Raw genomic sequence first — 17,918 nt, 5'->3', positions numbered from 1 at the left:
CGAGGTTCTCGTGATTGGCGCCGATACGGTATTAACATCAGGAGGGCGCATGCTCGATTCGCTGGAAATTTGCAGGCTTCTGGAAGGCCATGGTTGCAGCTTGAAGTACAAAGAAAAGGCCTACGCTAGAGGCTATGAGCACCCTGCGCTTGAGTACCCGCTATTCGTCAAGCATAAAGCTATCGGCGCTGTCGGACTCCAACCATTGGTTTTGCACCCGGCATATCGCAAATCAGTGCATTGGGAGCAAATCAAGGCATTGACGCAGGGCGCTCCCAATGAGACCTATAAAAGCACCAGCCTGGAAGTATTTCCGCTCGCGCTGGATTCAACTAGCAATACCGGTATTGCGGTCAATTGTGCGGATGATGAAGACTTGCGCAGCCTGTTCGCAGTGCTTACCGGCGAATCGACGGCCATCGAGCAACGATTGGAAGATGAATTCAGCCTGATTGAGATATTCGAGCAATCATCATTTGGGCAGCAAATTGAGAGTACCGAGCGCGAAGCCATTATTCGAGCGCGAGTAGGACAAGGCGTTTATCGCCAAGCTCTGCTCAAGCATTGGCAAGGTTGCGCCGTCAGCGGTATAGCGCTCGCTTCCATGTTGCGTGCTTCTCACATCAAGCCTTGGCGTGACGCGACGCATCCGGAGCGCCTCGATCCCTTTAACGGACTGCTTCTGGTGCCCAACCTGGATCAAGCCTTTGACCAGGGGCTGATCAGCTTCACCGACGAGGGCGATATTATTATTGCGCAAACCTTGACAGCTGAACTGCAACTGGCACTTGGTATTAACCCGCAATGCCGGTTGCGGAGCCTTCATGACCGTCATTTGAACTACTTGGCTTGGCATCGTGAGCACGTATTCAGTGGCTAGTCGCTCGTGTTAATCGTTTGCCCGAATGATGATGGGTCAGGAGCCCGTGTCACAGGCTGGATTCTCCTGGGGTTGGTGTAACTCCGCATGCAAATATATAGCAAAGACGATATTGGGCGCGGTCGCCCAACAGGACAATAAGGGGCATGGCTTGTGGCGGTAGATCTGAAGGATGACGCAAATCTCAAGGCAGCCTGTGAAGCAGTGTTGGCTCAGCATCGTGAGTTGTCGTGGTATCAAAACTGGTTGAAAAAGCTGTCGGAGTTCCTGCGCAAGGTTCAGGACGCCGATCAAGACGAGTTTTGCAGCCCCGCGTTTCAGGAGCAGCTATGGGAAAGTGAGGTCATCACTAAAACGGGCATGGGAACGGTCAAGGTGTCCGAGGTAATCGCCGACCCTCTCGTCGCCAAATGCCTTTGGAGTATTCGGGCATCGCTTAAAACGGGTGATGCTCACCTTCATGATCAAGTGCTCAAGGAAGGCTGGCGCGAGTTGAACCAACTAGTGGCCCCACCCCTTGTACGGTGCAACCCTCGGCTTAAAAAATATCGTCTGTTCGCCGCGCTGTGCCCAACTGAACTGACCACGCTTGCGCACTATCCGAAATTGCGTACTTTGGCGTCGTTGATAGGTGTGGGAAGCGCAGAGCGTGAGCTTTCTCTGCATCAGCGTGTGCTTGAGCGTCTGGACGATGTTTTGGGTAAGCGGGAAAAAGGACTGTCAACTCCGTCGCTGGAGCGCATGACTCTGCCTTGGCTGCTCTACAGGAAATTCGTACAGGAGCAGGAAGCCGAAGCCACGGAGATCGCTGACCCCACAACAGGCCAGGAGCGCTTGAATCCATTACCTGCTGAGCGTCGCCGCCGAGGCATGCTCGCCATTGGTGGTGGTATCGCGACCATCAGGGCTATCATTGAGTTCGCCAAAGAAGGGTGCAAACGAGAAGACCTGGTGGAGCACATGCGCTCGATCAACCCAAGTCACGCGACGTCGAGTATCCGAACGCAACTCAACTCACTCATTGCCGAATGGGGTGTTCTGCGTGCTCTAGGCGACGAGATCCATCTGACGCCGCGAGGTGAGGGACTGCTGGAGACTGGCGAGCCTGATGAAGTATCGGACTGGCTGCTGACCCGCGTTCTTGGGTTTGATCACATGCTCTATGCATTGCACAGCGCTCCAATGTCCGTCAGTGCGTTGAATGAAGCGTTGAGAAAGGTAAACACCGGGTGGACCAGCGATCGGGCATTGACCAGTTTGACCTTTTGGCTGCGTGCCCTGCAATTGGTCGAAACCCGTGCAGACAAACTGCAGCACCTGACCGAGCTCGGTGAGGCCTGGGCAGCGCAAATCCACTGGGAACCCCAATCACTTACTCCAGACCCTGGGGCTGTTTCAACCAGCCTGGTGCCATCCAGTGGCGACGCTGTGCCGTTTGAGCGTCCCTCGCTGGAAACCATCCAGCGTAGTTTTCCCGAAGATATCGCCTTTCCGATCAGCCTGGTGGCTCGTCTTGATGCAGGACTCTGGAGTCATCCGCGCCGCCATTTTGCTGTCCTTACCGGGCTCAGTGGCGCCGGTAAAACGGTACTGGCTCGGGGTTATGCGCTGGCGTTGCACGAGGGGCAAAGCCAGCCATCAGAGGGACTGCTTACAGTCCCTGTCCAGCCTGGCTGGCATGATCCCTCTTGCCTGCTGGGTTACGTCAATCCATTGAATAGCGAGAGCTACGTACGCACTGCATTCATCGATTTCCTGCTTAGGGCCAGTGCCGACTCCGAACGTCCATATACGGTTGTGCTGGACGAAATGAACCTGTCGCACCCGGAGCAATATCTGGCACCGCTGCTTTCGGCCATGGAGACAGGTGGCCACATTGAGCTCCATGCTCAGGATAATGACATCAGCGGCGTGCCGGCGACCATCACGTACCCGAGTAACCTGGTGATCATTGGTACCGTGAATATGGATGAAACGACACACGGCCTGAGCGACAAGGTGCTCGACCGGGCGGCAGTGATTGAGTTCTGGGAGATCGACGTTGAAGCGTTCCCCGGCTGGAAAACCAGTGCTTTGCCTGAGGCAAAAATTACCAAAGTCCGTGACACGCTCAAGGGGCTGGTCAAGGCCTTGCGCCCGGCACGCCTGCATTTCGGCTGGCGCACCATCCACGATGTCATTGGTTACATCGAGCAGGCCGGACGCGGCGGTGTGATTGATTTTGATGCGGCACTGGATCAAGCCATCTACGCCAAAGTCCTGCCCAAACTGCGCGGTGAAGACACACCTCGGGTTCAGGCTGCATTCGCAGACAGCCGTACCTTGTTGCGGGATATGAAGCTGGAGGAATCGGCAACCAAAGTCGGCGAGTTGCTGGATGATTTGCGTTCTTTGGGTTCCGCCCGGTTCTGGCGCTGAAACATGGCGATTATCCGATGCGTTGACAAACAAGGCAGCATGTTTAACGTCAGCCCCGAAGCCTTGGCTTCGGGGTTCATGGAGCGCGGCACTTATTATTTCGAGATTGTCCCCGAGTCCCGCTTGTTTGTTGATGATGAACCGTTGGAGAGCTCGCGCCATGAGGCATTTGATGCATGGCGATGGGAGCCGGGTTTTTATGCGGGCAAAGTCGTCGCTGAGTTGATTGATACTGACGGCAAGGTTTTAGCGAGCTACCACTTTGATGTGGCTCCGGATCAAAACAAGCTCGGCGAGACTTCGTTTGCCGCGATGTTCGACGAGCTCCTTGCCTTCGATATACGTTTGCTGATGGGCAACGAATACGCCCGTTTGGAGGTGGGTCGTGAAGGTCTGACCAGCAACCCGCACCTGCAATATGCCCGACTGAAACGTTATGGCCCGGCGTTGTTGTCAGCGTTTATCGAAGTCTTGCGCAAGCCGCTGACACGGCTGCACCGAGAGCGAACATTACGGCCAGCGCATCAATTGCGTCGTATTGATCGCCAGACCCTGCGACGCGCCTTGCAAGACCCTGCGGCGACGGCGTTGCTCTATAACCTCGAACAGGCCAATACCAGCGGTGAGGTGTTGCACTTTGATGTGCCCACTGTGTTCGAGGACCTCGATAATCCGGCCAATCAGGCGTTGGCTGTTGTCCTTGGCGAAATCCTGCGACGCAGCCGTTACGTCATTGCCGCCTTGCAAAAGATCATTGATGGGGAGGGCGATACGGGGGCTCGCTCCGCGTTGACTCCTCGGCTTGGACGGCGGATCGAGTTCCTCGAAGGCTTGCAAAGTGACCTTCGTAGAATTCAACGCAGGGAGCCGTTCTGCTCTCTGCGCCAGCCTCGAATTTCCGCTGCCGGGCTCAACGCGGTTTCCGCTCATCCTGCTTACGCTCGGGCCTATCGTCATGGATGGTACGTGCTGCGTCCTGGTATTGACGGCAGTAGCGAGGGAGAGCGCTTATGGATCAGCCCGACATGGGAGATATACGAGCGTTGGTGCTACCTCCAGGTGGTGGCCATGATGAAGTCGATCTATCCCGACCTGCAGTGGCGTGATCGTTGGCCCGGCACGAGTCTGGACTACATACGTTGTACCGGGCGAGGTATCGATACACAGGTCGATGTCTGGCTGCAGGTACACTGTCCAGCGTTCGACCAGCGAGCTAGTCACGGATTTTCCAGCATTTCCGGGGCGCGTTACCCCGACATTGTTGTCACCGTGGAAAGCCCGGCGGGGAGCTCGTTCCTTGTGATGGACGCCAAGTACCGGGTTGAGCGCAAGTGGGTGCTGGAGGGCATGGTGTCTGCGCATTTGTACCGGGACTGCTTGCGCTGGAAGGGCCGCAAGCCGGATTTATCGATATTGCTGGTGCCTCGTGCAGGAGGTGCTCCCTTGTTGGAGACGATGACGTACCAGAAAGCCAATGGGGTTGGCGTCGCGGTGCTGAGCGTTGAACACAACGGATTGCAAGCGGTGTTAAAACCCTTTGCAAGGGGCTGCACAGATTCAGAATCAGTAGAGCTTCCTAGGGCCGCAACTCCTTTGCCACTGAACTGAAACTTACGTAACGCTCAAAAAGGAAGCGCAATGACAACAATAATTACAAAGGCCCAAGCCGAGTTGGAGCTTGCACTCATGCAAGCCGAAAGTGATTCCATGGCCAGCAGCGATCTTTATATCTGGTTGCGCGAATGCGGACTGTCGCCCGAAATCGCCGTCCGAGTCAAAGAGCTGCTCAACGTGACTCAGCGCATCGGTAACAAGGTTGTTTCCATCGGCAAGCTGATCGTAATGAAGTTGCGCGACTTCATTACGGCGCATAAGAATCTGGCCATTGGCACCGTGTTGGGTGCTGCTATCGCTTCGCTGGTCGCTGCGATTCCGTTGCTCGGTTCGATATTGGCGCCATTGGGGGCACTGCTTGGCGTGACGATCGCGGCCACCGGTCATCAACGCGATAAGCATCCGGACCGGAACGGCAGAGGGGTGAGCCTGGAGGAGCTTCCGCAGAACCTGATCGAAATGGCCCGGACGTACTTTGATCTGTTCATTGAGACGCTCCAGATCATCATGGCTGAATTTTCTTCGGCGAAAACATCATGAGTCGGCCACCGAAGGTCAGCAAAAAGCAGCTGCTCAAGGTCATCGATGAGCTTGAACGAGCCCCCCAAGACCGTGTTCGCATCCTGGGGGAGGTGGGCATCAGCACGCTCGGTATCGGCCTCGGTGCCGCCGCAGCTGGCACTGTGGCGGGTATCGCGGGTGCGACCAGTATTCCGGTCCTCACGACGGCCGCCGGTTGGGTCGGTGTTACTGCCGTGGCGGCGACGCCACTAGGCTGGGCTCTCGGCGTTGCGGCGGCCGGTGGTGTTCTGGCCTACGGCGTCTCGCGCTGGATTCGCGGCGGTGCGATGTCAGAGGGGCGCAAGCAGGAATTGTTGTTGGTCTACCAGGAGCGGTTGGCCGAGATGGAGGCCAAGGAGCGCATGGGGGCGGTCACGCTGTTGGACAAGTCCGGTTTTATTTCGTCACTTCGTGAGGTGATCGAGAAAGATGTCATCAGTGCCGATAAGGCGCTACGGCTGATCGAGGCGGTGGAAGGCGGAAAGCTGGCGTTGCCTGAGGCTTATCGATTGGTCAATGGGCTCTTGCTGGAGTAGTCCGCGCAGGGTGCAGTCTTCAGCAAAGCGCCGATGAGTCATCCGGTCACGACACGTCTTGTCGCCCTTCGCCCTCATGCTCGCCTCATCAGCAGGACGAATGGTTTACACCGAACCGAACCGCTTGAGTCAGGCAACCATAAGGGACCGCAGCATGAAAAATCTGTTCGCAATTATTGGCGTCATCGTCGTTGTAAAAAAAGGCTACGAGTTCTTCCGTGAATACAACGAGATGAAACAGGAATTGGACAAACGCGCCGGTGATTCGGCCTGACGCCGTGTAGCGTCGACGATTTTATTTTTCTACGACTGACGGGTTATCTCCATGCCTTGGCCGCCCCATCCCTTCACTTTCACCTGCCCCCAATGCCACTGGAAAAAAACAACGGTGCCGCCCAGCGATGCGCTGCGTGAGGGGATCGACTGGTTTTCCAATTGCCCCTCATGCCGACACACTGCATTGGATGTCCGGCCGGCTACGCGTCTGGAAATTTTCAAGGCCAGGCTGGCGCGACCGCTTCGCTAGAGTCGGCAAAGTGCATTGATCCGCCAGGCTGGAGCCCTCCTGGCGAGTTACACCAGGCTCGCCTTGCCTTCCTCATGCTCATACGCTGCAGCCGCCCGCCGCAGTGTGTCTCCCATCTGTTGGCGCAACTCCGGCGGTTCCCGCACGACCAACGAATCACCCAAAGACAAAATCCACCAGTGCAGCTGCCAGGTATTGTTGACGGTCGCCTGCACCTGAAAACCATCCGTCAGCACCTCCAGCACCATGTCCGTGCTCAAGGGCGTTTCACGAATCATCCTTGCCTGGTGTTCGCTCACCCAGGCCTTGAACCGGATTTTCTCCGGTTTGCCAAACTGCAAGGCGTCGGTGGCCAGGTAGGTTTGCAGTTCGAACGTCTCCAGCCCTTGGCACGGCGTGTCGAGTACCGTTACCGCGCGAAAGCGATGCACCGCGAACTGACGGACATCGGTATAGGGCGCAGCGGTGGCGATGAGATAGGTGATCAGCCCACGCTGGACAATCGCGAGGGGGTTGAGAGTCAGTTCGCTGAGTTTGTCGGTGTGTGCCGAGTAATACTGACAATGAACTTGCTGCTCGCTGATCAGGGCGTGCTGCAGTGCCTCCAACGTTTCTGCCTGGATTTCCGGAGCTCGAAGATTGAAATCCGGCCGAACGCTCGCAACTTTGTCGGGCCAGCGGGCGGCGGGGTTGCCGTCTTCGAGGCCTTTGAGTTTTTGCCGGGCATGCTCAAAGCGCGGTTCCAGCACGCTCAACATGCTGCCCGGAAGTAGCGGGCGCACGGCATCTTCGACCAGCGCCAGACTTACGGCTTCAGTCAAGGTGATGCCCTGCAACTCGACGCTCACGCCCGGTTTCCAATACCAACCGAAGGGCGTTCCTCCATCGTTGCACTGCAACGGAAACACCAGGGACAGGTCACGCAGGTCGCGCTCGATGCTGCGGCGGCTGATGGAGTAGCCTGCGCTCGTCAGGCGGGTCAGCAACTCACTCACTGTGATACCAGGGGCGCGTTTGGGAAGCTGTTGCAGCAACTCCCATTGACGACTCAACGCGGTATGGGTCTTGGCTGATGGCAAGAGAAATCATCCTTGTAGTGTTGAAGCTGGCCTGTGGCTAGCGAATTTGCCGGGTTGTCTGCCTATCGGCGACAACCCGGCAACCTTTAGTCTGGTTAATGTATGAAACCGATTGGGCGCTGCTGCCCGGCGGATTTGAGCCGGCACTCGGCCAGCAACGCCTCCGCCAGCTCGTCGGCACTGGCGAATGGCTTGAAACGCCCTCGGCGCGCCACTGCCGCAAAGTCACCCGGGGTCAGATGCGCCTCACCTCGCAAGCGATTAGCTGCGTTGTGCTGCGGGTCTTTCAAGGCCAGCGCTTTCAAGTGTGCGGCAAATAACGCCTGGGCCTGGGCGGTGGCCAGGTAGCCGAAATGTACCTTCAGATCGAAGCGCCGCAAGGAAGCCTCGTCCAGGTCTCGGATCAGGTTTGTCGAGGCAATGAACAGCCCTTGATAGCTCTCCATTTGCGTGAGCATTTCATTGACCGCGGTCACTTCCCAGCTCTGCCGCGCCTTGCGCCGGTCCTGCAAAAAACTGTCAACCTCATCGAGCAGCAGCACTGCGTCTTCCTGTTGTGCGCGCTCGAAGGCGCCCGCCAGATTCTGCTCCGTCATTCCGACATAGGGTGAAACCAGGTCGGAGACGCGCTTGACCATCAACGGCTTGCCCAGCTCTTGCGCCAGCCATTGGCCAAAGGCAGTTTTACCGGTGCCTGGCGGACCGTAGAAGCACAGGCGTGCCTGGGGATGGACACGTAGTCCGTCAACCAGGCCGTCAAGAGCATGGTCTGCGTTGATCCATTGCGGAGAGTAGAAGGTGGGCAAGCTGCTACCGCCGTCATGTTGCAGCTTCTCGAGACCCTGTGCTTTCAACGTTCCGTCGACGATGCAACGGATCGTCGTGTCCAGCGTCTTGCTCGCGCGGTTTCCTACGCTGCGGCCTACTCGCACGGCTCGCTCCAGCACCGCCGGTGTCACCTGTTCATGGGCACTGAGATGCTCTATCAACTGATCACTCAACTTGCCCCCGCCACACTCACGGAGCATCTGCTTGCGCTGCGCCAAGGGCGGGTTGGGGATCTCGATCACCAGATCGAAGCGACGTATATGTGCAGCGTCGATAGCCTCAATGCTATTGCTCAACCAGAAACACGGCAGCGCATTCTCCTCCAGCATGCGATTGATCCAACCCTTCTGCGAGCGACTATGAGCGTCGGTGCTGGCGGTTTGAAAGATGTCTTCGATCTCATCCAGTACGAGCAGGGCCCGTTGCGAGCGCAGCACGCTATTGGCCGCGCGCAGGGAGCACAGACGCTGTTTTGCATGCACGGGGTCGCCATCGCTGTCCGTGCAGGCCACTTCATAAAGCGCGCTGCTCAGGCTCTTTGCGAGCAGTCGACTGAGCTGAGTCTTGCCGGTGCCTGGCGGACCATAAAGCAGAATGTTCACGCCTTGACGGCCCTGTGCCAAGGCTTTGGCCAAGTAGCGTTCGGCGATGTTCAGTGGCTGTTTGATGTGTCGGTAGTGCTCCAGGCTCAGGCTGCCTGGCGGACTCAGGCGGAAGGCATAAGCAAACAAATCCAGTGATGTGCCTTTGCTGAATCGCAGCAGGCCGGGAAGCTCCTGATTACTCACCGATAACATCGAACTCAGTGCTGTTGAGGCGCGGGAATTGCTCCCCACCTCCAGCAAGCCCGCCCGGATCAGGGGGCTATTACTCGCCAGGCAGGCCTCGACCTCGGGGAGTTGCAGGCCCAACAATACCGCGAGGACTTTCATGGTACGGTTGAATCCCACCATGCCCAACTGATCGGTAGCATCACAGAGCACCGGGTCGATATGCATCAGTACGCAGAAACCCAGTACCCGCAACTCTGCCTCTTCCAGTCCCAACAATGTCCCCAATGCCTCCAGATTGCTCCCCAGGCGATCCGGGTAAGGTGTATCCGGATTGCTTGCCTCGAAAGCGCGAGCTGCTCGACGCAGGGCCGACAAGGCTTGCGGTGGGCTGTACTCGTCTCGGTCTACCCATTTGGTCAGGCCAACCTCACGGGCCAGATCATCATCGTTGAACCCGTGTCGACTGACTAAATTCCGATGCCCCCCCAGGTCCAGCAGCAGTTGGAAACTCCACTTCAGCGAGAGTGCACAAGTGTCGGCAGCGCGGCGGCTGTCGTGGGCGAAGGGGGTGAGTCGGGTACCCATGCTGAATCTCCTGATGCTGTGGAGGAGGCAGGATGGGATGAGGGCTGGTCAGAATGTGTCGTGGTAACAGTGGTCAGTGAGTGTTCAGGCTCGACACAATCTGTCGTGCCTGACTCTTAGTCTGGAATCCACAAAATGGACCAGAGAGGGATGAGCAATGCTGAAGAACGTGCTGGCAACAGTTGGTCTGGTCGTGGTGCTCAAAAAGAGCTTTGATCTGTACCAGAAGTACAAGCAAATGGAACGAGAGAACGATATTTGGCGTAAGGCAGCCACTGGCGGGGATTGATTCCCTTTCCACTCAAGCCTGCACGACCGGATAGCATGCATCCCCCCAGAGCGTGTCGGGATTTTCCAGCATCAGATGGATGATTAACGGCACCAACTTGCCAAGCAGCTTCCCGCAATCGCGCAATTGTGGTCGGTTGATACTGCTATCCCAGGTCGCACCGCCGTGCATGATCTGATTGCGCAAGGTGTAGATGCGATTGAACAGCACCGCGAGTACATCGGCAGTATCGCGTTGTGCCAGAGCGGACTGTGCTCTGCGTCGGCCGTCGGCGAAACGTTCGCTCCATTGTTGCTCGGTGATCTTGCCATTCTGGTGGTCCCAGAAGCTCTGAAAAACGTATGGGTTATCCAGCAGCACACGGATGCTTCCGGAAAACTCGGACCATACCAGCGTCTCTATCTGCCGCTCGCGATCTAGATCGCAAAGCTTGCGCAGAAAGGCACGGAAGGTTTCCTGTTCGGATAACCGATAGTTCTCGTCGATGTCAGTTGCGTAGGCGGCGTTGAAGGCAATCCACAGGAAAACGAAACGACCGTCGGGATCATCAGCTTGTTCGGCGCGTTGCAACCAGCTCAAGGACCGATGCACACGCAATGTCAGGTTGACGTGATGGTTGTCGCGTTCAAGTCGGTGACGCGCCTTGAGGGTTTGGTAATCCATGAGATTGACTCTTCAGGAGAGATGGAATGGGGTGTGTCATGGTTTGTGGCCATGCCATGACGCTGACGGTTGCACCTGTTTATGCTGAAGCCTTACCCCAAGCGGGACCTGTAGTAAGGCTTCCCGGTCAGATCAGGAAAACCACTGCTTCAGTGTTTCCTTCGCCTTGGTCACGTGTTCTGCCTTGATATGAGTAGCGGTCGCTGCCAACGCTGCGCACAACACGCCGATGTCGTCGGTGTAGCCCACGATTGGCGTGATGTCGGGGATGACGTCGATCGGAGAGATGAAATAGCCGAGCGCACCATAAATGGTGGTTTTTGCCCAGGTGGGCGTGTCTGAGTCGGTTGCGGCGTAGTACATCTTCAGTGCGGGTTCTAGTGCCGCCTCGCCAGCGGACTTCGCATAGTTTTTAACTTTGTCCCAGAACGAGTCGTCTGAGTAATCCTTTTCAAATGCGTTGTCTGACATGGGTTTCTCTCTACGGTCATTGGTTTTGACGAGGGTTGTGTGATCAAGATGGACGGTGAAGTGGCTTTCGCCAAACCCGCCTCTATACCTCTGTTTCGGGCACTTCCGCAGTCAGCCGGACGGCATCGCTGAAGTCTTCGAACAGACGTCGTGACTCCTTGAGCCAGCGCTCCAGTGGTGCTGTATCCAGTTTGCTGTCGAGTTTGTCGATGGGGCCGAGCATTCGCTCATAAACATTCTTGCCACCGATTTCCAGGCTGTCGAGTCGTAGTCCGTTGATGGCGGTTTTTTGTGCACGCATCGCGCTGATATCTGCCTGAATGGCATCGTCATACATCGAGAAAACTTCGCGCAGTCGCCCATCGAGGTGTTGCCGCGCATCACCTTGTAGGTTGATCCGGGAGAAATACTCCAGAAGTGGCACGTCTCGATAAGCCACTTCGTTGCGCAGGGTGGAGCTGTACGCACTGATCCCGACAACCGCAATTCCCTCGGATTGCAGGATGTCCTGGACCTCATCCATGACGTACTCGATGTCGTCTTCGGACTTGAGGTCGGCCTTGGTCAGAACGACATAGACCGACCGCTGCTCGACGCCAATCTGTTGGATAAAGTCCAGGTCTGAGTCAGGCACCGTGCCGTTGGAGTCGAGGCCGATCAGCCAGATGATCGCGTCGGACTGCTGCGCAAACTGGATGGCAGTGCGTTTGTCACCCTGACTGTGTTCGGCCGCCGTCGCCGGTGGGTTGTAGCCGGGCGTGTCGATGAAGCAAATGTTGCTGAAGTAGTCAGGGTTCATCTGAACACCCACGCACATGAACGGCATCAGGCTCTTCAAGTCGAAACTGAACGAGTTGATGAAGGCATGGGAGATGCTTTTGTAGAAGTCCACATCCAGTTTGATATGGCCGCCGTTCGCGGAGTACCCGCGAATCATCCGTTCATCAGTCGCCAGCACGTAGCTGGGGATAGCGGTGACTGGCTGCATACCGACCGCCAGGCGCACCTCGGGGTCACGGATGAAACTGTTGATGAACTCGGACTTGCCGCTGCTGAAGCCACCGACAATGCCGACGATGGTGCGCTCATGAACGTCTGGAAAGCCTACGAGCAAGGCCAGTTCCTGCTGGATCGACTGCAACATTGTGAGGGCCTTGGCTTCGGCGGCCAGGGACGATTCATTGTCTGCGAACACCATGTAATCGTTCGCCAACAACTCTCTGAAACGGGCCAGGCCAGCGCTTTCCCGAGGGCGAGCCGCGAGCAGCCGGGAGATGAGCTGGAAGCGCGTCCAGGTGTCCCCGTGGCGTTGATTCAACGCCTGAAATTCGTTCGCCAACTGAGCGTGCTGTTGTAGCTCATCTTCATGGATCTGTTGCAGTGTTTCGTGCGCCTTGATGCTGGCTTGCAGTTCCAGGCGAGTCTGTTCCAGTGTCTGCTCAAGAGCCTGGCGTTGCGACTCGACGGTATTGCGTTCCTGTTCCAGTTGGGCATGTTGCATCGACAGACTGTCGAAGCGTTCGCGCGCCTGCTCCTGGTCGCGCTGATGCTGGTCGATGGCCTCCTCCAGCGACTGCTGCACACCTTCGAGTGTCTGCCGGGTGCTGATCAACTCGGCAGCGGTGTTGGCCTGGCACTCGGTCAGTTGTCCATGTTCCGCTGTCAGGGTTTCAAGGCGCGCCAGGGTGTTCTGGTGCTCTTGGATCAGCGTCTCATGACGTTCATCCGCCGCCTTGAGCGCTTCGGCACCGGCTTGCAATTCAAGTCGCGCTTGCTCGAGGTTTTGTTCGAGGACCTGGCGAGCGTCCTCAATGCTGTTACGTTCCTGCACCAGTTGCGCATGCCGCGTCGACAAGGTGTCGAAGCGCAGCCGCGCCGTCTGCTGAGCGTGCGTATGCTCAGTATCGGCCTGCTCCAGCGACTGCTGCACAGCGTGCAAGGCTTGCCGGGTGTCGGTCAGCTCGGCGGCGGTGCTGGCCTGGCGTTCGGTCAGTTGCCCATGGTCGGCAGTCAGCGTCTCAAGACGCACCACTGCGCCCTGATAATCGCGGGTCAAGGCATCGTGCTGATCATCCGCAGCCTGGAGAGTTTCGACCACAACGTCACGCAGCAGCTTGCGACGCCGGATGAACAACTGGCCGAGTTTATCCAGTTGGGTCATCAGCGCTGGAGGAAACAATTCAGTCTTCATGCCGCCTCCAGTTCCTTGGCCATGCGTTGCAGGCGGTCCAGGGTCAGAAGAGCATTTTCGACCTGTTCTTCCAGCTGTTCCATCCGCGCCTGCATATCCTGGAAAAATGCACTGCCGTAGGAGGGTGGAAGCTTTTCAGTCATGTCCTCCGCCAAATGACGGATTTGCTTTTTGGCCTGTCCCTTGAGGCCATCCAGAAGATGCCGGGCATTGTGCAGGAACTCTCGTGCCTCATCGTCCAGCAGGTAACTGCCAGTGCCTTTTAGTTTGCTCAGTTCCTGGCTGCTGAGTTCAAAAACGGGGAGCTTGAGGCGGGCAGCCAGACCTTGGTTGGTTCGGATGATCAACGCGGTGTCCAGGTCATCGCCAAGGTGACGCCTGGCGACCGCGGTCGATTCCTTGACTAGGTTGTCGCGAAACTTTTTAGTCAGGGCATCGCTTGTGCTTTTCAGGGTGCCTGTCAGACCTTCGGCAAACTCCTCCAGCTCGTTGCATACCTGGCGCCAGAACAACTTGAATACGGTGTAGTGGTGAGTTTCCTTGCCGCCACCCCAACCCCAGTTGGCAAATTTTGCCACGATGCTGTCGCGCACCACCTCTCTGGATTTCGACTCTTCACTAGCGGATGCACCGACCTCCTTAAGCGTGGAGCGATAAGCAGATTCAAGTTCCTTTGTGAGATCCTTTTTCAGATCCTCGCAAAACTCTTTTGCGCAATTGGTCAATACGTTATCGAGCTCGTAGGTGCCCACTACCATCAGGCTGTCCAGCTTGCGCCGCTGAGCCTTCAGGTCCTCAATGTCGGCATTGCGGACTTCCTGATACTTGGCCTGGGTAAAGTTCAGCAAGTCGGCCCGGAACGCTTCCAGTGCCGAGGACTTGGCGCGAATGAGCTCCTCGCGCCGATCTTCGATAATGCGGTCCTTCTGCGCGCGGACACTGTCCAGCACCGCCCGCAGCGCTTCGGTGTTGGCCAGCAGGTCGAGATTGCCTCGGCAACGTTCGGCATGCTCTGGCGTAAAGAAGTCAGGGTAATTCGCTTGAAGGTTTTCCCACGCCTTCTGCTCGCCACTGTCCCAATCGTTCTGTTGGTCAAAACGAACCGAAAGGCTGTGGCACATGCCCGAGGTATGCAGGACCTTGCCGGCGCCTTTATCAATCAGATTGTCGAAAGTCGCACCGATCTCCGGATGCTGGACCTTCAAGCGTTGCAGGGTATCGACCATGTGCGCGCTGAGCGTCTGAGTGATCTTGTCCAGCGATCCCTGAAGCGTTGGCTGGCGGGTGTCGCTGCCATACAGCTGGTTGTCGACCTGGCTGGCGATCAACACCAGTTCCTGGACACCCTCTTTCTGGGTGATCCGGCTCATCATCTCGATGTCCTGCTCACTGAGGAACTGGCCGGCAGGGCTGACGATAAAGACCACATCGCAATTCTTGAGCAGGGCTGTCGTGCGTTCCTCGCGAGACTGCACAGGGTCGTTCAAGCCCGGGGTGTCAATGATGCGCACGTTACGCAATGAGTCCAGCGGCAGGAAGATATCGACGCTTTTAGTCAACGGCATGTAGTTGCCGCCGACGCCGACATAGTCCAGCAACTTGTCGGCTAATGACAGAGCATCAGTTGCCTGCAGGCGGCCCAGACTGTCGAGGGATCTGAAATCTACATTGGAGCTGCGAATGCTCTGCCACTGGTCATGGGCGGCCGCCAGCGCATGTTCGCCTTGCAGGGCTCGCCGGGCAGTTTTCTCGACGTCGGCATGGAACTGCTCGTCTTCTACGTGTCGGCCACTGCGCTGACGACGCTGGCTTAGCGTTTCGTAGGCGCGAGACTTTTCTTCGCGAAGTCGTTGCTCGTAACGCAGGGCGTTTTGCTCGATATTTTCCCGGTCAGCCGCGCTGTAGAACTGAACCTCGGCACCAAAGGTGTCGCCATGGGTCAGGGTGGTCAGCGCAGCGGTCATCGGGGTGGCAGCCCTGGGCAGAATCGCATGACCGTCGAAGATCAGAGCGTTGAGCAATGAAGACTTGCCGGCCTTGACTCGGCCCACGACGCCGATCTGCAGCAAACGATTCTCTTCGGCCAGTTTGCTGAAGGCCTTATTCAGGTCCTCGGTCCGGTCGATGGCATGCTTGCGTAGCCATTGAGCGATGTCTTTTTCCAGCTCCGGGTTGTACTTTTCCATCCATTGATGGAGGCGTTGGTTCAGATCCAGGACGTGCTGTGCGTTCATTGCTGCGACTCGTAGAGGGCTTGTTTGGCGAGTTGTTGCAGTTGTTCTCTGGCGCGGGTCAGCAGCGCGATCTGATGCTCGGCCGCCTCGGTATCGTGATTGCGGCTGGCGACCAGTTCATCAATGAGCTTCTGCTTTTCACCGATTTCGCGCTCGAACTCCACGCTGACTTGGGTTACCAGCACTTCCATCTGTTCGGCGAGCAGGACCGGCAGTCGATCCCGCAACTCGCGTTTAACCGAAGGAATGATTTCATTGGTCACTTTCTGGCGGAGTTGGTCACGCTGACGCCCCTCATTAAGGAAGGACAGAATCTGCGGAAGAAAGATGATGGCCAGTTCGATCAGTGGATTGACTACCGACGTAGTGACTGCCAGCACGGTGGCCAGGCCTTGATAGCTCACTTTGGGTAGCGGGTTTCCGTCCTTCCAGCCACTTTCTTGTTTCAGTCTTTCCAGTTCGTTTGTATTGCGCGTGGCCAGCGATTCGCTCCAGTTGCCCAGGGCCTCTCCGGTTTTTTGCAGGGTGCGGTTGATCCTGTCGGTGATCTGGTCCAGCCAGTTGGGATCATTGCTGAACTGGCTCATGCTCTTGCCAAGGTCACCCACGGCTTGCGCAAAGTCGGTGACAACGGAGCGACTGAGAATGTCCATCTGCTCCTTAATGGTGCGGGTCATCGAGCTTCGGACCACTTCGGATACGATCCGCGAGAAAGCGTCCTGATTGCCCGCCAGGCCGGCGCTGACCAATTCCGACTGAGCGTTATCAAGTTCACGGCCGACCGCATTGAGGCAGCTGTCTACAGCGCGGTCCAGCTGCTTGTCGCGCAGGTCTTCAAGAATGCCGTCGCGCTTGCGCTCGATCTGCCGAATACCATTGGCCAGCTCGCTCAGGGCATGTTGATTTTCGGCTTGGTTCTTTTTCAGCGAGGTCAGCGCAAGGTTGATCTGGTTAAGCAGTGAATGGGTCAGATCTTTCAATCGATCTTCAAACACCTGGCGAACGATTTGTTCGGGTTGCAGACGCGCAAGCACTTCGGCCAGTTGGACATCTCCGTCGAGTCCTACCTTGACCAGGGGGCGCGTATCGACAAAGTTGATTCGGATCTGCTCGTCGATCAGTTCCGCGACTTCTTGCACTTGCTCGTCCGAGCGCAGGTTGACCTTGTTCAGCAGGAAGGTGAAATCACGCCCGTAAGTCTGCAGGTCATCCAGTTGACGCAACATCGACTGAGTGATGTTGCCGTCTTCCACGCTGGTCACCACGATGAAGTGCACGCCACGGGGCAGGTAGTACGCGATCGCTTTGTTGTGGTTGGCCAATGAGGAGCCGAACCCCGGCATGTCAACCAGCACCAGTGAGGGCGAGGCTTTGAGTCGCGGGTTATCCAGGTACAACTGAAGGTGGGTGAATTCGTTAGCGCGAGTCTTGATACCGGCAAGAGCGCTGACGTCCAGGCGTTCACTACTGCCATCCAGGCGAATGGCCAGGAGATGCGGGTCATTGCTGTAGCGCAACTCAGTGGCCAACTCGGTTTCGGGCGTCAGGCCAATACCCAGGACGTTTTCGCCAAGGAAAGCGTTCAGCAAGCTGCTCTTGCCAGCGCTGAACGCACCAATGACGGGGACGAGCAGTTCGGTATGTTCGATATCGTTCTTCAGCCGCGTCACCTCATCGGGCTGGATCGAGGTTTCTACAATGAGCGGCAGGATGGATTTCAGATAGTTGAGGTAGGTGCTTTGGGTGTTCAACATGATCAGTACGAATCCTTGTGTATATCAAAAAACGTTTATGGGCATCGTTGTGGGTGAGGGGCTCCAGTCGCTTCAAAACTTGAGCTCCCTCCATTCATAGCCGTTGTATTTCTCCCAGACTGCGCCGTTCTCAAAGTGCAGGTACACCCGCCACTCATCCGGATTGACCTGGATTTCTCCACCAATACGGGCGCAGTTACCAAACTCTGAGCGTAGAAAACTCTCCAGTTGCTGAAAAAACGCATCGGGCAACCTGGAGCTGCCGGAGACGTAGCAAGACGACCCATTGGCGAAAAGGCTGCAGGGTTGAACGCTTGACCACAGCGTTGCAGCTGCCTGGTCCGGATGTTTCTTGCTCCAGTCCAGAGCGAACCTTTGAAGCAGGACATGCCAGTTTCCGTCGGCGTACTCACCTTCAATCCCCCACATGTCGATGGCCAGGAACAAGGTGGGCTGCTTCGAGCGTTTCTGCGACGGATAGAAGGACTCATGCATGGGAATATCTCTCGCTGGTTC

General features: G+C 56.9%; 14 protein-coding genes. 6 read left to right on the top strand and 8 right to left on the bottom strand.

Features of this window, described 5'->3' with window-relative positions; all coding sequences use genetic code 11:
• Nucleotides 1–49: 49 nt before the first annotated feature.
• The 5 genes from AC19YR_RS12160 to AC19YR_RS12140 all read left to right on the top strand — a co-directional run bounded on the left by AC19YR_RS12160 (nt 50) and on the right by AC19YR_RS12140 (nt 6,009).
• Nucleotides 50–880, top strand: a complete 831-nt coding sequence (locus AC19YR_RS12160; RefSeq protein WP_076013782.1) for an HNH endonuclease — start codon at nt 50–52, stop codon at nt 878–880.
• 153 nt (nt 881–1,033) lie between these two features.
• Nucleotides 1,034–3,298, top strand: coding sequence for an McrB family protein (locus tag AC19YR_RS12155; protein WP_500598608.1), 2,265 nt, complete (start codon nt 1,034–1,036; stop codon nt 3,296–3,298).
• Between the two features lie 39 nt (nt 3,299–3,337).
• Nucleotides 3,338–4,906: a hypothetical protein gene (locus tag AC19YR_RS12150; RefSeq protein WP_499113254.1), complete on the top strand. Its 1,569-nt coding sequence runs from the start codon at nt 3,338–3,340 to the stop codon at nt 4,904–4,906.
• Nucleotides 4,907–4,936: 30 nt separating this feature from the next.
• Nucleotides 4,937–5,452 carry a hypothetical protein gene (locus tag AC19YR_RS12145; RefSeq protein WP_076013779.1) on the top strand — a complete coding sequence of 172 codons (516 nt, stop codon included), beginning with the start codon at nt 4,937–4,939 and terminating at the stop codon, nt 5,450–5,452.
• A complete protein-coding gene (locus AC19YR_RS12140) occupies nt 5,449–6,009 on the top strand; it encodes a hypothetical protein (protein ID WP_076013778.1) in 561 nt (186 codons plus the stop codon). Before AC19YR_RS12145 ends, AC19YR_RS12140 begins: the two co-directional genes overlap by 4 nt.
• A gap of 573 nt (nt 6,010–6,582) precedes the next feature.
• Here AC19YR_RS12140 and AC19YR_RS12135 read toward each other — a convergent pair.
• Nucleotides 6,583–7,614 (bottom strand): helix-turn-helix transcriptional regulator, encoded by a 1,032-nt coding sequence (locus AC19YR_RS12135; protein ID WP_436367019.1) that lies wholly within the window; start codon nt 7,612–7,614, stop codon nt 6,583–6,585.
• A 95-nt stretch (nt 7,615–7,709) separates the two neighbouring features.
• Complete coding sequence (locus AC19YR_RS12130) at nt 7,710–9,800, bottom strand: AAA family ATPase (RefSeq protein ID WP_500598605.1); 2,091 nt, start codon at nt 9,798–9,800, stop codon at nt 7,710–7,712.
• A 157-nt stretch (nt 9,801–9,957) separates the two neighbouring features.
• Here AC19YR_RS12130 and AC19YR_RS12125 point away from each other — a divergent pair, with 157 nt between their 5' ends.
• Complete coding sequence (locus AC19YR_RS12125; protein WP_265068627.1) at nt 9,958–10,089, top strand: hypothetical protein; 132 nt, start codon at nt 9,958–9,960, stop codon at nt 10,087–10,089.
• 12 nt (nt 10,090–10,101) lie between these two features.
• Here AC19YR_RS12125 and AC19YR_RS12120 read toward each other — a convergent pair whose 3' ends face one another.
• The 6 genes from AC19YR_RS12120 to AC19YR_RS12095 form a co-directional block, all read right to left on the bottom strand.
• Nucleotides 10,102–10,752 carry a HEPN domain-containing protein gene (locus tag AC19YR_RS12120; RefSeq protein WP_080520242.1) on the bottom strand — a complete coding sequence of 217 codons (651 nt, stop codon included), beginning with the start codon at nt 10,750–10,752 and terminating at the stop codon, nt 10,102–10,104.
• A 132-nt stretch (nt 10,753–10,884) separates the two neighbouring features.
• Nucleotides 10,885–11,223: a YkvA family protein gene (locus AC19YR_RS12115; RefSeq protein ID WP_130910758.1), complete on the bottom strand. Its 339-nt coding sequence runs from the start codon at nt 11,221–11,223 to the stop codon at nt 10,885–10,887.
• Between the two features lie 82 nt (nt 11,224–11,305).
• The gene (locus AC19YR_RS12110; protein ID WP_500598603.1) at nt 11,306–13,414 is read right to left on the bottom strand and encodes a dynamin family protein; all 2,109 of its coding nucleotides are present in this window, start codon (nt 13,412–13,414) and stop codon (nt 11,306–11,308) included.
• A complete protein-coding gene (locus AC19YR_RS12105) occupies nt 13,411–15,648 on the bottom strand; it encodes a dynamin family protein (protein ID WP_436367023.1) in 2,238 nt (745 codons plus the stop codon). The genes AC19YR_RS12110 and AC19YR_RS12105 overlap by 4 nt, the downstream gene beginning before the upstream one ends.
• Nucleotides 15,645–17,402 (bottom strand): dynamin family protein, encoded by a 1,758-nt coding sequence (locus AC19YR_RS12100; protein WP_500598602.1) that lies wholly within the window; start codon nt 17,400–17,402, stop codon nt 15,645–15,647. Before AC19YR_RS12100 ends, AC19YR_RS12105 begins: the two co-directional genes overlap by 4 nt.
• A gap of 72 nt (nt 17,403–17,474) precedes the next feature.
• Nucleotides 17,475–17,897: a hypothetical protein gene (locus AC19YR_RS12095; RefSeq protein ID WP_436367026.1), complete on the bottom strand. Its 423-nt coding sequence runs from the start codon at nt 17,895–17,897 to the stop codon at nt 17,475–17,477.
• Between the last annotated feature and the right edge of the window lie 21 nt (nt 17,898–17,918).

The organism is Pseudomonas sp. MF08817, from assembly GCF_059862705.1.
This window is presented reverse-complemented; position numbering and strand designations above follow the sequence as displayed.

Excerpts from the sequence above, each read along its gene's own strand:
- AC19YR_RS12160 (WP_076013782.1), top strand. The coding sequence starts at position 50 with ATGCTCGATTCGCTGGAAATTTGCAGGCTTCTGGAAGGCCATGGTTGC.
- AC19YR_RS12150 (WP_499113254.1), top strand. The coding sequence starts at position 3,338 with ATGTTTAACGTCAGCCCCGAAGCCTTGGCTTCGGGGTTCATGGAGCGC.
- AC19YR_RS12145 (WP_076013779.1), top strand. The coding sequence starts at position 4,937 with ATGACAACAATAATTACAAAGGCCCAAGCCGAGTTGGAGCTTGCACTC.
- AC19YR_RS12140 (WP_076013778.1), top strand. The coding sequence starts at position 5,449 with ATGAGTCGGCCACCGAAGGTCAGCAAAAAGCAGCTGCTCAAGGTCATC.
- AC19YR_RS12130 (WP_500598605.1), bottom strand. The coding sequence starts at position 9,800 with ATGGGTACCCGACTCACCCCCTTCGCCCACGACAGCCGCCGCGCTGCC.
- AC19YR_RS12125 (WP_265068627.1), top strand. The coding sequence starts at position 9,958 with ATGCTGAAGAACGTGCTGGCAACAGTTGGTCTGGTCGTGGTGCTCAAA.
- AC19YR_RS12120 (WP_080520242.1), bottom strand. The coding sequence starts at position 10,752 with ATGGATTACCAAACCCTCAAGGCGCGTCACCGACTTGAACGCGACAAC.
- AC19YR_RS12115 (WP_130910758.1), bottom strand. The coding sequence starts at position 11,223 with ATGTCAGACAACGCATTTGAAAAGGATTACTCAGACGACTCGTTCTGG.
- AC19YR_RS12110 (WP_500598603.1), bottom strand. The coding sequence starts at position 13,414 with ATGAAGACTGAATTGTTTCCTCCAGCGCTGATGACCCAACTGGATAAA.
- AC19YR_RS12105 (WP_436367023.1), bottom strand. The coding sequence starts at position 15,648 with ATGAACGCACAGCACGTCCTGGATCTGAACCAACGCCTCCATCAATGG.
- AC19YR_RS12100 (WP_500598602.1), bottom strand. The coding sequence starts at position 17,402 with ATGTTGAACACCCAAAGCACCTACCTCAACTATCTGAAATCCATCCTG.
- AC19YR_RS12095 (WP_436367026.1), bottom strand. The coding sequence starts at position 17,897 with ATGCATGAGTCCTTCTATCCGTCGCAGAAACGCTCGAAGCAGCCCACC.